17 protein-coding genes and 1 pseudogene are annotated in these 17,751 nt (G+C 61.9%); 6 read left to right on the forward strand and 12 right to left on the reverse strand.

The features are described from left to right. Positions 1 to 249 precede the first annotated feature (249 nt). Both AC1D2N_RS06330 and AC1D2N_RS06335 read left to right on the forward strand, forming a co-directional pair. Positions 250 to 636, forward strand: coding sequence for an acyl-CoA thioesterase (locus AC1D2N_RS06330; RefSeq protein ID WP_003560314.1), 387 nt, complete (start codon positions 250 to 252; stop codon positions 634 to 636). 19 nt (positions 637 to 655) lie between these two features. After that, positions 656 to 1,243 (forward strand): annotated as a pseudogene (locus AC1D2N_RS06335) (hypothetical protein). 122 nt (positions 1,244 to 1,365) lie between these two features. Here the strand turns inward: AC1D2N_RS06335 and AC1D2N_RS06340 are convergent. The 5 genes from AC1D2N_RS06340 to AC1D2N_RS06360 form a co-directional block, all read right to left on the reverse strand. Continuing rightward, positions 1,366 to 2,064, reverse strand: coding sequence for a DUF4405 domain-containing protein (locus AC1D2N_RS06340; RefSeq protein WP_130729102.1), 699 nt, complete (start codon positions 2,062 to 2,064; stop codon positions 1,366 to 1,368). A gap of 33 nt (positions 2,065 to 2,097) precedes the next feature. Further along, positions 2,098 to 2,580, reverse strand: coding sequence for a cytochrome P460 family protein (locus AC1D2N_RS06345; protein ID WP_130729103.1), 483 nt, complete (start codon positions 2,578 to 2,580; stop codon positions 2,098 to 2,100). A 71-nt stretch (positions 2,581 to 2,651) separates the two neighbouring features. Then, on the reverse strand, positions 2,652 to 3,068 hold the full coding sequence (locus AC1D2N_RS06350) for a carboxymuconolactone decarboxylase family protein (RefSeq protein ID WP_197729030.1): 417 nt from the start codon (positions 3,066 to 3,068) through the stop codon (positions 2,652 to 2,654). A 25-nt stretch (positions 3,069 to 3,093) separates the two neighbouring features. Continuing rightward, entirely contained in the window at positions 3,094 to 4,182 is a 1,089-nt protein-coding gene (locus AC1D2N_RS06355; RefSeq protein WP_130729105.1) for an alpha/beta hydrolase, read from the reverse strand. A gap of 141 nt (positions 4,183 to 4,323) precedes the next feature. Continuing rightward, positions 4,324 to 5,223, reverse strand: a complete 900-nt coding sequence (locus AC1D2N_RS06360) for a LysR family transcriptional regulator (protein ID WP_018242487.1) — start codon at positions 5,221 to 5,223, stop codon at positions 4,324 to 4,326. Positions 5,224 to 5,382: 159 nt separating this feature from the next. Here AC1D2N_RS06360 and AC1D2N_RS06365 point away from each other — a divergent pair, with 159 nt between their 5' ends. Then, entirely contained in the window at positions 5,383 to 6,372 is a 990-nt protein-coding gene (locus AC1D2N_RS06365; protein ID WP_130729106.1) for an aldo/keto reductase, read from the forward strand. A 101-nt stretch (positions 6,373 to 6,473) separates the two neighbouring features. Here AC1D2N_RS06365 and AC1D2N_RS06370 read toward each other — a convergent pair whose 3' ends face one another. The 3 genes from AC1D2N_RS06370 to AC1D2N_RS06380 all read right to left on the reverse strand — a co-directional run bounded on the left by AC1D2N_RS06370 (position 6,474) and on the right by AC1D2N_RS06380 (position 9,843). Further along, on the reverse strand, positions 6,474 to 7,658 hold the full coding sequence (locus AC1D2N_RS06370; protein ID WP_130729107.1) for a DUF1501 domain-containing protein: 1,185 nt from the start codon (positions 7,656 to 7,658) through the stop codon (positions 6,474 to 6,476). 115 nt (positions 7,659 to 7,773) lie between these two features. Continuing rightward, positions 7,774 to 9,285, reverse strand: a complete 1,512-nt coding sequence (locus AC1D2N_RS06375; RefSeq protein WP_130729108.1) for a DUF1800 domain-containing protein — start codon at positions 9,283 to 9,285, stop codon at positions 7,774 to 7,776. Positions 9,286 to 9,495: 210 nt separating this feature from the next. Beyond that, a complete protein-coding gene (locus AC1D2N_RS06380; protein ID WP_003560330.1) occupies positions 9,496 to 9,843 on the reverse strand; it encodes a DMT family protein in 348 nt (115 codons plus the stop codon). Between the two features lie 363 nt (positions 9,844 to 10,206). Here AC1D2N_RS06380 and AC1D2N_RS06385 point away from each other — a divergent pair, with 363 nt between their 5' ends. Beyond that, entirely contained in the window at positions 10,207 to 11,043 is an 837-nt protein-coding gene (locus tag AC1D2N_RS06385; RefSeq protein ID WP_003560332.1) for an RDD family protein, read from the forward strand. A gap of 79 nt (positions 11,044 to 11,122) precedes the next feature. Here the strand turns inward: AC1D2N_RS06385 and AC1D2N_RS06390 are convergent, their stop codons facing one another. From AC1D2N_RS06390 to AC1D2N_RS06400, 3 genes are all read right to left on the reverse strand, one after another. Continuing rightward, complete coding sequence (locus tag AC1D2N_RS06390) at positions 11,123 to 12,373, reverse strand: MFS transporter (RefSeq protein WP_130729109.1); 1,251 nt, start codon at positions 12,371 to 12,373, stop codon at positions 11,123 to 11,125. 508 nt (positions 12,374 to 12,881) lie between these two features. After that, positions 12,882 to 13,691, reverse strand: coding sequence for a class I SAM-dependent methyltransferase (locus AC1D2N_RS06395; RefSeq protein ID WP_130716863.1), 810 nt, complete (start codon positions 13,689 to 13,691; stop codon positions 12,882 to 12,884). Between the two features lie 80 nt (positions 13,692 to 13,771). Continuing rightward, complete coding sequence (locus AC1D2N_RS06400; protein ID WP_130729110.1) at positions 13,772 to 14,683, reverse strand: AraC family transcriptional regulator; 912 nt, start codon at positions 14,681 to 14,683, stop codon at positions 13,772 to 13,774. 93 nt (positions 14,684 to 14,776) lie between these two features. Here AC1D2N_RS06400 and AC1D2N_RS06405 point away from each other — a divergent pair, with 93 nt between their 5' ends. Then, positions 14,777 to 15,514, forward strand: a complete 738-nt coding sequence (locus AC1D2N_RS06405) for an SDR family oxidoreductase (protein WP_130729111.1) — start codon at positions 14,777 to 14,779, stop codon at positions 15,512 to 15,514. Between the two features lie 292 nt (positions 15,515 to 15,806). Here AC1D2N_RS06405 and AC1D2N_RS06410 read toward each other — a convergent pair whose 3' ends face one another. Continuing rightward, on the reverse strand, positions 15,807 to 16,688 hold the full coding sequence (locus AC1D2N_RS06410; RefSeq protein WP_065277814.1) for an NmrA/HSCARG family protein: 882 nt from the start codon (positions 16,686 to 16,688) through the stop codon (positions 15,807 to 15,809). Positions 16,689 to 16,788: 100 nt separating this feature from the next. On the opposite strand from AC1D2N_RS06410, the gene AC1D2N_RS06415 reads away from it, so the two are divergent. Next, entirely contained in the window at positions 16,789 to 17,712 is a 924-nt protein-coding gene (locus tag AC1D2N_RS06415; RefSeq protein ID WP_130729112.1) for a LysR family transcriptional regulator, read from the forward strand. Positions 17,713 to 17,751 lie beyond the last annotated feature (39 nt).

Consider the following 17,751-nt stretch of genomic DNA (forward strand, 5'->3'; position numbering starts at 1 on the left):
TGAATTGCCGGAATTACTGGAGCGTAAAGCTTAATTAGAAGGCCATTAAATAACGTAAGGTCAGGTGACAGCCGTAAAATTCAACCATTTGAAATCGAATGAAATTTCAATCGGCAAAGGCGGCAACATTTTTCCCGCCGGCTGCCTCTAGCACCCGGCATTGCTGTCTTTTACAGCCCACGGCCTTTGCACTAGGGTGCTCTCCAGTGAATCGCCGGCCCGACGCCGCACCCAGATGGAGAAAACTTGATGACCGATGCCGCCAAGCCGAGAGGCGAACTGACGCTGCGCACACTTGCGATGCCCGGTGATGCCAATCCGGCTGGCGATATCTTCGGCGGCTGGGTCATGGCGCAGATGGACCTTGCCTCCGGCATCCGCGCCACTGAGCGCGCCAGGGGCCGTGTCGTCACTGCCGCCGTCAAGGAGATGGCTTTCGAGCTGCCGGTCAAGATCGGCGATACGCTGTCGGTCTATACCGATATCGAGCGCGTCGGCCGCACCTCGATCACGCTCTGCGTCGAAGCCTGGGCGAACCGCGCCCGTTATGCCAAAATGGAAAAAGTGACGGCCGGCACCTTCATCATGGTGGCGCTCGACGAAGAGGGCAAGCCCAAGCAAGTCCCCGAGGAGTGACAGGCCGGGGATCGACAACATGGAAACGGTCAGCTCGCCGGAGGTCTTCCTTCACATCAAGGTGGTGATGGGCATGGTCATCAGCCTTTCGCTCGCCAGGGTGCTGACCGGCGTTGCCGGCATCGTCCAGCATCCAGCCAAGGCCAAGGTCTACCCCATCCATCTCGGCTGGGCGCTGTCGATGTTCCTGTTCATCATCCATATCTGGTGGTGGGAATATCGCTTGCAGGCCGTGCCGGCCATCGGCTTCGGCATCTATCTCTTCCTGATCTGCTTCTGCAGCCTGTTCTTCCTGCTCTGCGCCCTGCTCTTTCCTGCCTCGCTCGACGAATATGGCGGCTACGAAGAATATTTCATTTCCCGGCGCAAATGGTTCTTCGGCATCCTCGGCCTGACCTACGCCGTCGATATTCTCGATACGGCGATCAAAGGTCATGAACGCATCCTCTCGCTCGGCTGAGAATATCCCGCGCGCAACATTGTCTACATCATCCTCTGCACCATCGCCGCCTGGACTCCCAACCGCCGCTTCCACGCCACCTTCGTCATCGCCAACCTGATCTACCAGATAAGCTTCATCTTCCGCCTCTATGATGTTCTAGGGTGAGACGTGGTCCCGCGAAGCGCGGGGCAATCGATCCAGTGAATCGATTGCAAGGTCGAACGCCCAGAGCCCAAGCGAAGGGCCGGGCAGCCGCAAACTCCATATCCCCACAGCCGTCACAAACATCACTGGCCGGCATCCGTCACCCGACGCATCGCACTTGCCCATCGAAGCCAGACAGCCGCATAGTAAGCAGCACATGCACACGCCCCCAGTATCGCGATGTGATGCAAAAAGAACGCGATCGTGGAATCCTGGAAGTCCCAGAAATCGATCGACGGCCGGGCCATGAGCCGGTCTCCGATTCCCATGACGAATATGCTGTGAATGCCGTATGCCGCAATTGCGCCCGCAACGGCACGAAGGCATCCGGTCCGGATCGCGTTTGGCGGCCCAACCCGTAAGAGCTTCCCAGTGACCACCATGATCATCGACCAGTGAAGGCCAAGATGGACGGCTGCGAGGATGAACGCCCAATAGGCCGCGAGGATGTGAATTTCGCGCGCCGTCGGCCCACCGCTCAAGGGAAGGAAAGCAAATACCGTGCGGGAAATCAGCACGCTGGTCACCAGCAATGCTGATATCGCCAAGGCGATTGAGATATTCGAAGCGATTGTCAGAAAACTCGGCCTGCCGCGCACCGCCTTTGGAAGGCGCGCCCACCATCGCCTGTTGAAGACGTTGTGCGAGACGAGAAGGACGAACATGCCAGTGCCGATCAGCTCATGCGAGGTGTTATCGAGCCACCAGTAGGCGAGCGCGGCCAGAAGCAGCCCGGCGGCGGTGAAGTCAAGCACGAGGCGCATCACGAAAAAAGGACTCACGATGTGACGCCCTCGCCGGGGATTCGATCCGGCCTAGTCAATGACGGCTCCGTTAAATTCCTTGAGAGCGTCGAGGGTGTAGAGGAAGTCTTCGTCGGCCCTGGACGAATGACAGGACTGGCACCGCGCCGTGTTCTCGGCCATGTTGACTGTGCCGTCCGGCTTGAACCATTGGAACTGCCAGTCGCCAGTGCGACGGTCTTCGGCATAATCGCCGCCCCAGCCGCGGCCCTTTTCCATGACGAAGGTGCGATAGACTTCCCCATCGCGGTAATCGACCAGCACGAAGTGCGTACCGTCGGGAACAGGTTGCCCGTTCTTCACCGCCTGGATGGCTTCATTCGTCGTCATGATATGCTCGGTCACGTTGCCGCGCCTGACGGTCGTGTAGTGAACGAGGCCAGCCAATTCTGGCAGCGTCGTCCGGTTCGGCTCGGCGTCGACCTTCCACCCGACCAGAACCGCGACGCCGGCCATGGCAAAGAGGATGGAAATGCGCTTGATGAGATGACGCATGGATGTCTTTTCCTGGTTTTGTGCGGAAGATTCGGGCGACCGGCTTCGGCAAAAGCGGAAGGCCCCTCGTCTCATTCACGTCCGAACACGTCTTTCGCGACGGCAACGGCCGAGACCGCATTCGGCCAGCCGGCGTAGAAGGCAAGGTGGGTGATCGTCTCGATCAGCTCGTCCTCGGTCACACCGTTCTGGCGGGCCATGGCAAGATGGGATCTGAGCTGGTCGGGCCGGTTCATAGCGATCAGCGCGGCAACAGTGACCAGGCTGCGATCCCGCTTCGACAGCTGCGGGCACTCCCATATGTCGCCATAGAGGACGTCGTCGGTCAGTTCAGCCAGCTTCGGCGCGGTCGCGCCCATCAGCTGCTGGGCGCGTGAGCGCCGGGACTCGTCGTCCCCTTCTGCCGGTGTCTGAGCACTGACGACGCCCGGCAGAACGGCCAGCATCATGCCTGCCGACAGCATCAGGTTTCCCAACAGTTGTTTCATGGTCTTCACCTCATGATTTCCGGGATCAGTCGAGCTTCTTCTCGCGGAGGAACGTCGAGACCAGATCGGCGATCTCTACGTTGTTCAAGTCGGAGAACGCGAAGTGGGTGTTGCCGCGGATGCCAATTTCGGGAAGGTGCACGACGGTGACATCGCCGCCATGCCTGTTCACCGTGTCGCGCCACAGACGCGCCATTGCCAGGCGCACGCGCCAGCTGTCCTGTGCCGGCATCGTCGTCGGCTGGTCGGGAATGTTGTCGCCGTAGTAGATGATAATCGGGATCTTCGTCAGCTTGATGAAGTCGTCCATCGGCACCGGCACGCCCTTCAGCGTGTCGAAGGCACTCGGCATATCGGCTGGGACCTCGCCTGCCGGGAATACGAAGCTGCTGCCGGGTTCGAAGGCAACGATGGCTTTAACCCTGTCGCTCTTGATGGCCGTTAGCCAGCCCGGTCCGCCGCCCTGCGAGTGAGTGAAAAGAATGCCGGGACCGATTTTCTCGAACAGCTTTGCCACCGCATTCGACACAACGTCCATGTCGAACGGCCCGGTGTTCGGCGTCATCGCGCGAAAATACTGGTTCAGCGCTTCCGGATCACGGGAGAATTGCACGCCGTCGAAATAGTTCGGCCAGATGCCGACACGGAACTGGTTGAACCAGAGCTGCTCGTCTGGCGTCGGCTTCACTGTTGTCTCGGCCATGCTCCGTCCCGCCTCGCCCCGGCGCGGCTGGTCGACGAGATAGGTGGAGAAACCTCGACGCGGGAAGATGTTCTGGAAGCCTTCGCGGCCGTCGGGCGTCGTCTCCCAGGTCTTGGAGAATTGTCCGGCACCGTGCCACATCACGATCGGATACTGACGCGGGTTTGCCGGCACCTGATAGAAGACAAAGGCATGATCGCCGTGATAGGTCTGCCCCGAGGGATCGAGAGGTTTCAGCGGGTCGAAAGTTCCGGGCGCCGTCGTGCTGGTTCCCCCGACGGCAAAGCTGCCCTGCTCCTGGATGACCAATGGCTCCGGCTTTGCCGCATCGGCAGCTGTCGCCAATGGCGCGGCAAGCTGCGCTGAGGCAAGCAGCAATGCGGCCAGGGTGTTGGACAATCCATTTCGCATGTAGGCTTCTCGCTTCGTTTCAGATGGCGAGAAGGTAACGGCATCGGACCGAAAGGATTAGACGCCTCGGACAGCTAGGGTCTATTAGGCGGACTAATTAATCACGAGCTGTTGATAAGCCGTGATGGAATAAAATCGGCATTACTTTCCTCTATAGCGGAGCGCATCGACGAACAGGGTGAAGGCGGGAGATGCATGCCGCCTGTTCGGATAGTAGAGATGGTATCCAGGGAAGGGTTGGCACCAGTCCTCCAGAACCCGAATCAGCCGCCCGTCTTCAATGTAGGACTGAACCTGGTCCTCGGGCATGTAGGCCAGTCCCAACCCGTCCAGCACGGCGCCGATCCGCATGGCGATGTTATTGAACACCGTTTGGCCCTCGACACGGACGCGCAGTTCACGTCCGTCCTTCTCGAACTCCCAGGGATATATCGTCCCGTGCGTCGGCAGCCGCATATTGATGCAGTTGTGAGCCGTCAGATCTTGCGGGACATCAGGGCGCGGATGGTGGTCGAAATAGGAGGGCGCGCCAACGACTGCCATGCATACCTCGGGGCCGATCCGAACCGCGATCATGTCCTTCGCCAAATGCTCGCCGAGCCGGATGCCGGCGTCGTAACGCTCCGCGACGATGTCGGTCAGGCCGTAGTCGACGATCACCTCGACATTGATATCGGGATTATCAGGAAGAAATCGCGCCAATGCCGGGGCGAGAACGGAAATCGCAGGATGCTCGCCTGCCGTGATGCGAATGGTGCCAGCCGGCCGCTCGCGCATTTCGCTCAAGGCGGCGATCTCGAATTGGATTTCCTCAAATCTCGGTCCAACCCGTTCCAGCAGACGTTCCCCTGCCTGCGTCGGCGACACGCTTCTGGTCGTGCGGGTCAAGAGGCGAAGCCCCAGCTTCTCTTCGAGACCGCGCACCGTCTGACTCAACGCCGATTGCGACACGCCGAGCTTGGCGGCGGCCCTGGTGAAGCTCCGTTCCCTGGCGACGGTGAGAAAGGCGACGAGTTCGTTGAAATTGTTGTCCTGGGGCATTCATTAGTCCGCCTTATAGGTCCATGCGCATTACAGCATCTAATCGAAAGCTGACACGAGGACTAAGTTCACGTCAACTCAACTGCGAGACCTGGGGCAGCCGCTGCGTCCGATGACGCTTCTTCGCCTTCACCTCGCAAAACAAGCGCGGATACGACCATGAAAATACGCAATATCGGCGATCTCCAAGTCTCGGCACTCGGTCTCGGCTGCATGAGCATGAGCGTCGCCTACGGCCCGCCCGCCGACGAAGGCGACATGATCAGATTGATGCGCACCGCCCATGAGCAGGGCGTGACCTTCTTCGACACGGCCGAAGCCTATGGCCCTTTTGCCAATGAAGAGCTTGTCGGCAAGGCGCTCGCACCGATCCGCGACCAGGTGGTCATCGCCACCAAATTTGGCTTCGATATCGATCAGCAAACCGGTGAACGCCGCGGCGGCACGAACAGCCGCCCCGATCATGTCAAGGCGGTTGCCGATGCCTCGCTGCGCCGACTGAAGACGGATCGCATCGACCTGTTCTACCAGCACCGCGTCGATCCCGACGTGCCGATCGAAGACGTGGCGGGCGCCGTCAAGGACCTGATCGCGGCCGGCAAGGTCAAACATTTCGGCCTTTCCGAAGCCGGCGTTCAAACGATCCGCCGCGCCCATGCCGTTCAGAAAGTGACTGGCGTCCAGAGCGAATATTCGCTCTTCTGGCGCGGCCCCGAAGCGGAACTGCTGCCCGTCCTTCAGGAACTCGGCATCGGTTTCGTGCCCTTCAGCCCGCTCGGCGCAGGCTTTTTGACCGGCAAGATCGACGAGAACACCAAGTTCGATGCGAGCGATTTCCGCAACATCGTGCCACGCTTTTCACCTGAGGCGCGCAAGGCCAATTTTGCGCTCGTCGACCTGATCAGGCGGATCGGCGATCGCAAGGGCGCAACACCCGCACAGATCGCCCTCTCCTGGCTGCTGGCCCAAAAGCCATGGATCGTTCCGATCCCGGGAACAACGAAGCAGCATCGGCTGGAAGAGAATCTCGGGGCGGTAGACGTCGACCTGCTCGCCGACGACCTCGCCGAGATCGACACAGCCCTCTCCGGCATCGAAGTCCAAGGCGAGCGGCTTCCCGAGGCAGCACTGAAGATGACCGGCCGATAAGGCTTGTCGCCGACGCCGCCCGCCCTTTCGCTTGGGCTCAGGGCGTTCGGCCTCTGCGATCGATTCACTGGATCGATCGCTCACGCTTTGCGAGATCGGGCCTACCCCCGCAGAAACTGCGATCCCTTGTCGAACCCCAGTCCCGGAAAGATCTTCCCCGTCAAATCATCGGCAGACACATCGAACTGCCGGTACAGCATCGCCGCGGCGAGCTCGCGCACGTCGGCGGTCGGCATCAGGTCGCGGTCGTCGAGCAGCTGGCCGTCGCCGATGCCCGGCCAACGGCCGAGGATGCGGCCGCCGTTGATGGCGCCGCCGGCAAGCAGCGCGCAGCCGCCGGTGCCGTGGTCGGTGCCGGCTGAGCCGTTCTGGCGCACGGTGCGGCCGAACTCCGTCATGGCAAGCACCACCGTCTTTGCCCAGATCTCAGGCCCGAGCGTGGTCTTCAACGTATTGATCGCCTGCGAAAGGTCCTGCACCGGCCGCTTGAACTGGCCGGCCTGGCCGATATGCGTGTCCCAGCCGCTGATCGAGAAGCTGGCGATGCGGTAATCGCCCTTCAGCATGTTGCCGGCGAGCGCCGCCACATCGGCGATCTTGGCGCCGCGCTGCCCCTCCGGCTCGACCATCATCGAGGCGCTGTCGGCCCGCGTCGCCTCGGCAAGCGCTTCGGCGAACGGCGGATCGCCGGCATAGAGCCGCGCCAGGAACTGCATCTCGTCGCGCGCCGGCGCCAGATTGGAATCCGACGCCCAGACATCGACATTGTTGGGTCCGGAGAGGATCAGCTCCGTCGAAGTGTTGATGTCGATCGCCTTGCGCGCATCCGAGCGCGGAATGACGGCGAGCGCCCGGTTCAGCCAGCCGGTCTTTTCCTCGGCGACATGCTCGCCACCGGATTCCAGCATGTCCTGCCCGTCGAAATGGCTGCGCTGGTCGCGGTAGGGCGTCGACACCGCATGCACGAAGGCGAGCTCCCGGCTCTTCCACAGAGGCATCAGCTCGGCCGCCGCTGGATTGAGGCCAAAATGGCCATCGAGATCGAGAAGCCCGGTATCGGGCGTCAGCGCCAGTGTCGGCCTGAGCGCCGCAAAGCCGGCATCGCCATAGGGCTGCACAAGATCCAGCCCGTCCATCGCGCCGCGCAGCACGATGGTGACGAAACGGTTATCACCCGGCATCGCCGCGAAAGTGACCGGCGTGAAGATGGGGGCGGCTGCAAGACAGCAGGCAGAGGTCAGAAAGCCGCGGCGGGACAGCGAGATCCGGTTCATGGGCAGCGTCATGGGCGGGGCCTCCTAAGCAGGTTCCGGAAAAGTGTCCAACGGTTTTCCGGCCAGAACCTGCGACAAAACCAAAAAGCTAAGCAGACGAAGCGTTGGCTTGCCAACGAAAGTCTGCTTAGCGGCGATTGAATTCGGGCGATGCCAGCACCAGCGTCAGCCCGCTGATCTTGTTCGGCGCCTGCGATACCACGCGGATCGTCTCATCGCGGGCGGCATCGGCAAGCGTCGACTTCAGGAATTCACGCGGATCCTGGTCGCGACCGAACTGGGCCGCGGCCCGCCTTGCCCAGGCCAGCCGCTCGGCGAGCTGGCTGCCGGTGATACAGGCGGAGAAGCCTTCCTCGAAACCGGCCGGGCTCGGCGGCAGCCAGGTCGGCTGCCCCATGCGCTTGAGTGCCCCCTGCCCCAGCGCCCGCGCCGTCTGGAAGGCTTTGAGGCGCTTCTCCCTCGCCTCGCCGGCAGGATCCGTCGGCACTGGCGATCCTGCCATGCCAGGCGTGTTCGCCGCCATGTCGCCCTCGTCCGTGCCCTGCTGGTTCGCCGCCAGGAAGCTGCCGACGACGCCGTTGACCGGCCCCGCATTCAGCGCCCTCAGGCCGGTGACGATATAGTCGAAGGGCTGGCGCGCCTTGGCGCCCTCGTCGCGCCAGGCGGCGGGATGGTCGAGCATGGCGGTGTAGACGGCAGTCAGATCGCCATCCGTTTTCTGCCAGGTTTCGGCCATATCGGACACCATCCCCTCGTCAGGCTGGTCGGAGACGAAATGCACCGCGAGCTTGCGGCTGATATGCGCCGCCGTCTTCGGATGGAGCGCGAGATCGTCGAGCATGTCGAGATAATCGTCGCGCGAGCGCCTGCGCCCGCCATAACTGACGCCGAGGACCTCATGTGTCCCGGGCTCCGAAATATTCGGCCGGAACGCGATGTCCATCTCCTTGCGGTCGATAGTGAGCCCCGTCAGCACCATGGCCGCCGCGGTCACATCCGCCTGGCTATAGCCGCTGCCGGCGCCGAGCGTATGCAGCTCCAGCAGCTCGCGGCCGAGATTTTCGTTCAGCCCCTTGTTGCGTTTCATGCCGCCGGCCGAATCCGGCCCGAGCGAATCCGCCTGGTCGAGATAGATCAGCATGGCCGGATGGGCGGTGGCATTGCGCAGCAGATCGCCGAACCTGCCTGATATGAACGGCCGGATCGCCTCGGCCTCGTAGAGCGGCACGATGAGGCGCATCGGCAGGCTCTTGTTGGCGCTGGTGGAGAAATGATTGGTCCAGAAGGTCGCCAGCCGCTCGTAGAAGCCGTACGGCGACAACACCGCCTGCATCAGCCGCAGGTTCACATCATGTTGAAACTGCTGCTGCGCCTGGCGCTGCACCCCTTTGCGCATCTCGCGCTGCGTCGTATCGTCGGTCACCGTCTTGGCGTCTTGCCGGATCTGCTTGAGCTGCTCCTGCAGGCTGAGGATCGCCCGGTGGCGCATGTCGGGACCGCCAAGGGGAAAGTCCGGCATCGCCGCCTCCCCCTTGCGCAGCTGGCCGATGAGCTCGTCCTTGCTGCTGGGCGGCGCCTCGCCCGGCCGGAAGCCATAGCCGAACCGGATCGCCGCCATGGTTGGGAAAGACAGGCTCATGGCCGTTCACCTCATGATCACCGCTAAAGCAATTCCAACAAAAGTGCGTCGCGGTTTTGTGTCCGGAATTGCGTCGAACAAAAGTCAGAGCACTTCCGTGCCCGGAAATGCTTGAGGTGACAGGCTGCCAGCCGATTGCGACGCCAATCTGTAGGAAATGTGGCGATATCTAGACATGGACGATTTGTAATCTGTTGAAAAGGCTAAAGTTTATGCACGGAAGATGAAGGATGCGCCAATTGCGATTAGGGCGAAGCCGATCGCATGGTTCCAGGTCAGGTTCTCGCCGAGCCAGAAAATCGAGAAGCCGGAAAAGACGATCAGCGTGATCACCTCCTGCATCGTCTTCAACTGAGCCGTCGTATAGACCGCCGATCCGATGCGGTTCGCCGGCACCGCCAGGCAATATTCAAAGAAGGCAATGCCCCAGCTGACGATGATGGCGAGGAAGATCGCGCTGCTCTTGTGCTTCAGATGCCCGTACCAGGCAAAGGTCATGAAGATGTTGGAGGCAAACAGCATGACGACGGGCCAGACGGCGGCGGGAGAAAAGGACATGGAGAAACTCGGGGGCTGTGGAGGAAAAACCGATCCGGCAGGGAGATGCCGGCAGCCCTTACCTAGCATGCCGCCGCGCGGCGGCAAGTCCCGGAACGCCCGAGGACGGTTGCCATATCGTCACGCCACCGAGACGACCCGGATGGCCCGAGAATCGCGGCGGCTCGCCTTCCAGCATGACCGTGCTGCGACCGGCCAGCTTGGCCGGCTAAAGCGCGAGTCGGAAAAGCAGACGGCGGCCGAGCGTAAAATCGCGTGGGAACAGAGCATACGAGCCTGATGGAGTGCAAAACACTGTATTAAACACCGGGATATTCGTACTTATCGTCGGAACGATTCAAAGCGTCGGATCTACAGGGGCACATGGATAATACAGCTGCGGCGCAGGAACCCATCACGTTAGCGTCGAGCCACTTCTGGCGGCGCTTCGCGGCCTTTGCCGTCGACGTTATCATCTTTCAAGCTGCTATCCTCATAACAGTCCACTACATCTCAACGGTGTTCTCGCTGGACTTCCGTTTCCCCCGTTGGACCTCCATGGAGTGCACAGAGAAGGTGCCCGATCAGCTTGCAAAAAGAGTTGACACAGGTTGGCCGTTGAAGCCGAACGAATTTCGCACCAACCAGATCTGCGAAGTGCGCCAACTTGGTTTCGGAAAGCAGAGATATCTCCAGGTAGCGGTTCAGATCGAACCGTGGGACTACGTGACGCCAGCTCAAGTGCTGACCATGCCTGTAGACGCAGACAACAATCCGGTAACCAAAACCTTACCAGCCTATGCCGGTTTGATATCCGGCATAGGCAACATTGGGCTGATCGTGCTGGCTTTCGCCTGCTTTTCTGCAAATGGCCGTCGCACATTCGGAAAGGCGGTTTTCTTCCTGAGAGTGCAATCGATCGATAGGAAAGATCTCAACCTCGGCTCCGCCCTTAAACGCGAAATTCTGAAATTCGGCCCGAATTTGCTTTTCAGTGCTACCATTTTCGCAAGCTCGCTGTTTCCGATCTATCCGACGCAAGACTTCGACGCATTGCTTGCCATGTTCCACGACGGATACATACCTTCCGACAAGGGTACGACTGGGTTGTACGTCATCTGGACAATAGCGGCCATGGTCTGGTGGCTCTTCCCGTTCATCGTCTGGCGGGGACAGGCATTTTATGATCGAGTCTGCGCCTGCGACGTGGTGAGCGCCTAACGGGCGGCTGCGATCAGATATCAGCCCGCAAGGAAAGGCCGGCGACAAGGGCCGCCGGCCTTCGTAACCGCAGGCAGCGCTAGATTCGCATCGCGCCATGCGGTTCCTCGGCCTCCTCCGTGCCGAAGCGGACATCCTTCTTCTCGTAGCCGAAGCCGGCAAGGGCCGCGACGATGAGCGCCACCACGGCCGCGACGATCAAGAGCGCATAGGCATAGTCGCCGTCCCAGCGGGCGGCCAGCCCCGCCTGCAGCGTCGCATTGCCTGACGCCAGCAGATTGCCGAGCTGGTAGGCGAAGCCGGGAAAGGTGCCGCGCACCTCGTCTGGGGACAGTTCGTTCAGATGCACCGGCACGATACCCCAGGCTCCCTGGACGAAGAACTGCATCAGGAAAGCGCCGATGGCGAGCAGTACCGGCCCCGGTGCATAGGCCCAGAGCGGTGCGACGGGTACCGCAATCAGTGCGGCGATGACGATGGCCTTCTTCCGGCCGATCCGCTGCGACAGCGCGCCAAAGAACAGCCCACCGCAGATCGCCCCGATATTGTAGACGATGGCGATGGCGCCAACCGTATAGCTTGAATAGTTGCGCTGGGTTTCGAGGAAGGTCGGGTAGATGTCCTGAGTGCCGTGGCTGAAGAAGTTGAACGCCGTCATCAGGAGCACCGCCCAGATGAACAGCGGAATGTTTTCGCGCAAAACCGTCAGGAACGGCCGGCGCCCCTCGGCCTGCCGCTTCAGGAAGGCCGGGCTCTCCTCGACATTGCGCCTGATGTAGAGCACCAACAGCGCCGGCACCGCGCCGACAAAAAACATGCCACGCCAGCCGATGACCGGGAAGAGCAGGAAGAACACGATCGAGGCGATCAGATAGCCCGAGGGATACCCGGCCTGCAGGATGCCCGAGACGATGCCGCGGCTCTGCTCCGGCACCGTCTCCATAACAAGCGAGGCGCCGACGCCCCATTCACCGCCCATGGCGATGCCGTAGAGTGCCCTGAGCACAAGGAACATGGTGAGCCCTGTGGAGAAGCCGGTGAGGAATTCGAACAGCGAATAAAGCAGCACGTCGGCCATCAGCGTGATGCGCCGCCCGTAACGGTCGGCCGCCAGCCCGAAGATCAGCGCGCCGAGCGCCCGCATGGCAAGTGTCAGGAAGATCGCCACCGAGACGGCGGGAACGTCGGTGTGGAATTCCTCGGCGATATATTTGAGAACGAAGACGAGAATGAAGAAATCGAAAGCGTCGAGCGTCCAGCCGAGATAGCTGGCGATGACGGTGTTGCGCTGCTGCGGCGTCAGCCGGCGCAGGCTTTCCAAAGCGGACATCTGATATTCCTCCGTCCGAAAGCGGCGGCGAGGCGGGCAATTCCGGATGCCGTCGGAAGGGGTGCCCGAAACGGGCGGGTGATGCTGTTACGGCTGCGTTTGCAGTCCGAGACAGCGGGCAATAACGTCAGCAATGCTGCCCCTGTTCCATCACGAATGCCGTGATCGGGTGGCGTCCCACGCGGCTCCTTGTCGCAGGCATACGACCGTCCAGCGCCCTCTGGCGTTGGCGCAACGGGCTGCCACGAATCTCTTCTCCCCAGTGGGGAGAAGGTGCCGGCAGGCGGATGAGGGGGTGAGCGGTAACCGCGAATGCACTGAGCGCAAGCGAAGGGCAATCAATTAACCGAGAGAAAGCGACGAAAAATCAATAGCGTAGTGCCGTTCCGCCCCCTCATCCGACCCTTCGGGCCACCTTCCCCCCGCTGGGGAGAAGAGGGAGCAAGCAGCACGCCTCCCGCTCTAAAAGGGGCGGCGCTACCCATCAACCGCAGCCGGTTCACCGGCGCTAACCGCCGCCCGGCACCCTGCCCCGACACGCCCACGCCACCGATGCGAACGACCGCGGCCCATTCGGCTCCCCAGCCTCGTAAGCGGCCCTGACCGCGGCATCGACCGCCTTTCGCTTCGCCGGGTCCAGCCCCGCGACATATTTGCCGAGCGGTCCTTCGCCGGCGGCGATCGGATCCCAGTAATCCTCGAAGGAAAGATATTCCATCCGGATCAGCAGCGAGGTCTCCTCGACATCGGCCAGGCCCTGCGCGATGAAGCTCTCCTGCATTTCCCCCGGCCGCATCATCGGCTGGAAACAATATTTGCGGCGCAGGGGCAGAGCGTTTTCGTCGAGCATCGCCACCGTATCCCACATCATCCGCATGCCGGACATGCCACCATAATGGTCCCAGACGGCGGCGGCGACCACGCCGCCCGGGCGCACCACACGGCGCATCTCGGATATCGCCTTTCCCGCCTCTGGCACGAAATGCAGCACGAGCAGCGACATCGCTCTGTCGAAGCGATTATCTTCGAACGGCAGTGCACAGGCATCGGCCTGCCGGATCGTGATCCGCGGATCGGTGTTCCGCCGCGTTGCGGCCTCGACGAAAACCGGCGAATAGTCGATGGCGACGATCTCCTGCAGACCCGGCGTTTCCGCCAGCGTGAACGCCAGGCTGCCGGTGCCGCAGCCGACATCGAGCACGCGATCGCCATCCGCGAGACCGGCGAAATCGACCAGCATCGGCGCCAGCTTCCTGCTCCAGCGCCCCATCAGCCGTTCATAACCATCGGCACTTTCGACATTGAAACTCGACGGCATTGAAGTCTCCCCTTCAAGGACGATGGTCTGCCGACGGACAATAGGATTCCCCAGCAACCCTCGCAAGCGGAACAGCCTTCTCACCCGACCTTCGCGTCCGACCAGTAGCGCTTCGGTGCGCGCCCGAACACACGCTTGAACGCGTTTCCGAAGGCGCTTTCGGAGGAATATCCGAGTGCCGCGGCAAGGCCGGCGACCGAGACATCCTCCCGGCGCAGGGCTTCGCGGGCGCGATGCATGCGCCAGCGCGTGACATAGTCGAGGGGTGCAACGCCGACCAGTTCCTTGAAACGTTGTGCAAAGGCGGAGCGCGACATGCCGATCCGGGTCGCCAGCGCCTCGACCGTCCAGCGATGGCCGGGGCTGTTGTGGATCAGGCTGATCGCCGCGCCGATCTGCGGATTTGTCAGCGCGCCGATCCATCCTGTTTCGGCAGCACCCTCCCGGCCCACATAGGCCCGCAGCGCCTGCACGAGCAGGATGTCGCCCATGCGCCGCGTCATCAGCGTCGAGCCCATCTGCCCGGCCTCGAGTTCGTCGTCGAGGGTTGCGAGCGTAGTGCTGAGGAGCGCGGCGGCGCGGTCGCTGGCCGGGATATGAATGAACGGCGGCAGCGCGTCGAGCAGCAGCCGGGCGTTGCCGCCGCCGATGACGAAGCTGCCGCCGATCAGCGCGGTCTCGCCACCGCCGTGCCGGGCGATGTTGGAATGCTCCCAGTCGAAGAAGGCGATCCCGTCCTCCGGCTCCCTATCGAGATCGTTGGCGATCACATAGGCGGGCGCATTGGCAAGCAGGAAGGTGTCGCCCGCGACAAGCGAAAATGGCGGCTCACCCGGCAGAACGATCGAGCACGCGCCGCGCAGGACCGCAACGAACTTGAGCGCGGGCTTGGCCGGAAAACGAAACGCCCATTGCCCGCCGACCTCGAAACGTGTGCAGCGCGCACTCTCTATATCGAGCAGCGAAAAGACATCGGACAAGGGATCGATCATGGGTTCTGGACGATCTCGACGAAATCATGGAGCAACTAGCATAGATTCTCCAAGCAGCATCTGCAATCCTCAAAAGCACAAAGGAGAACGAAGATGCCTGATATCAAGGACAAGGTTATTGCAATCACGGGCGCCAGCAGCGGCATCGGCGAAGCCACGGCGCTGCTGCTGGCCGAGCGCGGCGCAAAGCTCGTGCTTGGAGCCCGCCGCGCCGACCGGCTGCAGGCCCTGGCGCGACGCATCGCCGAAAGAGGCGGCGAGGCCGTCTGCCTCGCCATGGACGTAAAAAAGCGCGAGGACCTCACAGCTCTCGTGGCGCTTGCCTGCAACAGCTATGGTAGGATCGACGTGATGATCAACAATGCCGGCATCGGGCCGATCTCCCTTCTTGATGAACTGCGGGTCGAGGATTGGGAGGAGATGATCGACGTCAACATCAAGGGGCCGCTCTATGGCATCGCCGCAGCCTTGCCGGTGTTCCGCCGGCAGGGTTCCGGCCACTTCGTCAACACGCTCTCGACCGCCGGCCTCATCGTCAAGCCGACCATGGCCGTCTATGCCGGCACGAAGAACGCCATGCGCACCATCGCCGAAGGCCTGCGGCTGGAGGCCGGCCCGCATCTGCGCGTCACCAACATCTCGCCGGGATTTATAAGAACCGATTTCACCGGCTCCATGACCAGCCCAGAGATCAAGGCCGAGATGGCAAAGCGCATGGACGAGATGGCAATTTCACCCGATGCCATCGCCCGCGCCATAGCCTTCGCCATCGAGCAACCCGCCGATGTCGATATCAGCGACATCGTTGTTAGGCCGACCGCTCAGGCGTGAGGTATCGTTGGCAGCGACGGCTCCCGTCGATCTTGAACAGCAGGACAATCGCCATGCGGCGTGGAACGGTCGATCTGCCAGTCCAGCGCGCTTCAATTCTGCGATGTAGAGTTCGGACATGCCTTTGCTCTCCGTCATGCCCGGGCTTGACCCGAGCATCCACGCGGCACCCGTGAGCGGCCATGGCGTTGATCCGCGGCTTAAGTGTATAGCTCAAGGATGACGGAGAGTGTGGCCAAGGCCATCATCACCTGTCGGTGACACCGGTCAGATCACCGGTGTCACAGCGAACTCACCCAGCAGCCTTATCGAGCACACTCCAGTCAAAACCGCGTGCCCAGTCGGCGTAGCTGTGCCAGCCGACATCGGGGAAGTCGCGGCGCAGGGCGGCGATATCGGCGTCGTAGCCGGTACGGTCGAACCATTCGAACATCAGCGCCGTATCCTCGCTCTGCTGCCGTATCGCCGCGATCGGCAATTCCCGGTAAGTGATTGGGCGGCCGAGCACCTCGGACAGGATCTTCGCCTGCTGCGCGCCGGACAATTCGTCGCCGGCAATATCGAAACGCTTGCCGAACACCTGCTCGCGCCTCTCGGCCAAGGTCGCGACGAAAGCGCCGATGTCATCGATGGTGACCTGTTGCAGCACGCGGGCGGGCGGCAGCGCTGCGGCATAGACGCCTTGGCGCAGCCCGTCGATCGCCCACGGCGCCACGGTGTTCTCCATGAAGGCGACGGGCGCGCTGATCGTGTAAGGGATGCCGAGGCCTGCAATGTGCTTCTCGACGAGATACTTGCTGTCGAAATGCGGAATGCCGGTCTTCTTGTGCGCATCGGCGACGGAGGAATAGATCAGGTGGCTGATGCCGGCGGCCTTTGCCGCATCGGCGGCGGCAATGCCCTGACGGGTTTCCGCGTCCGTTCCGGCCTCGTAGCTGTTGCCCATCAGGAATATGGTGTCGACGCCCTCTGCGGCCTTCACCACGGATGCCCCGTCATCGAGATTGCCGGCGACGACCTCGACCCCTGCAGCAGCCAGCCGCTTTGCGCCATCGCTCTCCGGCCGGCGGCTGATTGCCTTGACGCGGTGGCCTCGCGCGATCAGTGCACGCACGACCGCGCCGCCTTGCTGGCCGGTGGCGCCTGTGACCAGTACGCTTCGTGTATTGCTCATCTGTCTTCTCCTTGTTGTGACTGATGCAGCAGAGGTAAGGCCTGTCGTATTGAACCATAATGGCCTATAATTGGAAAACATCGTACCATCCCAGGATACAATGCTCGATCTCAACGATATCATGATTTTCGCCCGCGTCGTCGAATCGGGCAGCTTCACCGCCGCCGCTCGCTTGCTCGGCATGCCGAAGACGACGGTCAGCCGCCGTATCGCCGCACTCGAGCGCGAACTCGGCATCCGGCTTCTGCAGCGCACGACCCGCAGCCTCAACCTGACGGCTTCAGGGCGTCTCTACTACGAAGAAAGCAGCCAGGCGCTGCGCACGATCGAGGGCGCCAACCAGCGGCTTGCCGAAGCGCGTTCGGAGCCTGCTGGCACGATCCGTATATCGGCGCCGGTCGGCTTCGGTGGCCACTTCCTCCAGGATGCGATCTTCGAATTTCTTTCGACCTACCCGAAGACGAGCGTCGAGCTGCGCCTGACCGACGACAGGCTGAACCTCGTCGAAAGCGGTATAGACCTCGCCTTCCGCACCGGCGTCCTCGAAGATTCTACCTTGGTGGCCCGCAAACTCGGTTCGATGCACCGCCTTCTCTGCGCAAACCCGGATTATCTCGCCCGCTGCGGCCCACCTGGTGTGCCTGAAGATCTCGCCCGCCACGACTGCGTCATCGCCGGCCAGGCCACACATGCGCAATGGTTGCTGGAAGGGCCGCACGGTCAGGAAACGGTCGCGGTTTCGGGCCGCTTCGCCGCCAACGAGATGCAGGCGGTGATGGCCGCCGCGATCGCCGGCCATGGCATCGCCCAATTGCCGCACCGATTCGCCGAAGCCTGCATCAAGGACGGGCGGCTGCGCCGCGTTCTCGACGGCTATACGACCCCGGCCGGCGGCTTGCATGTCGTCTATCCCAGCAGCCGACACCTGCCGCCTTTGGTCAAGGCATTCATCGAACTGGCCGTCAGACGGCTGAACGCCACGGGAATCGGCGGCGGCGATGATTTCGCGATCGTCTCGCGCTAGAACAGGATGTCGTCCGAAAACCGCTCACACTTTTCGGCA

Source organism: Rhizobium sp. P1_B8 (genome assembly GCF_056406515.1).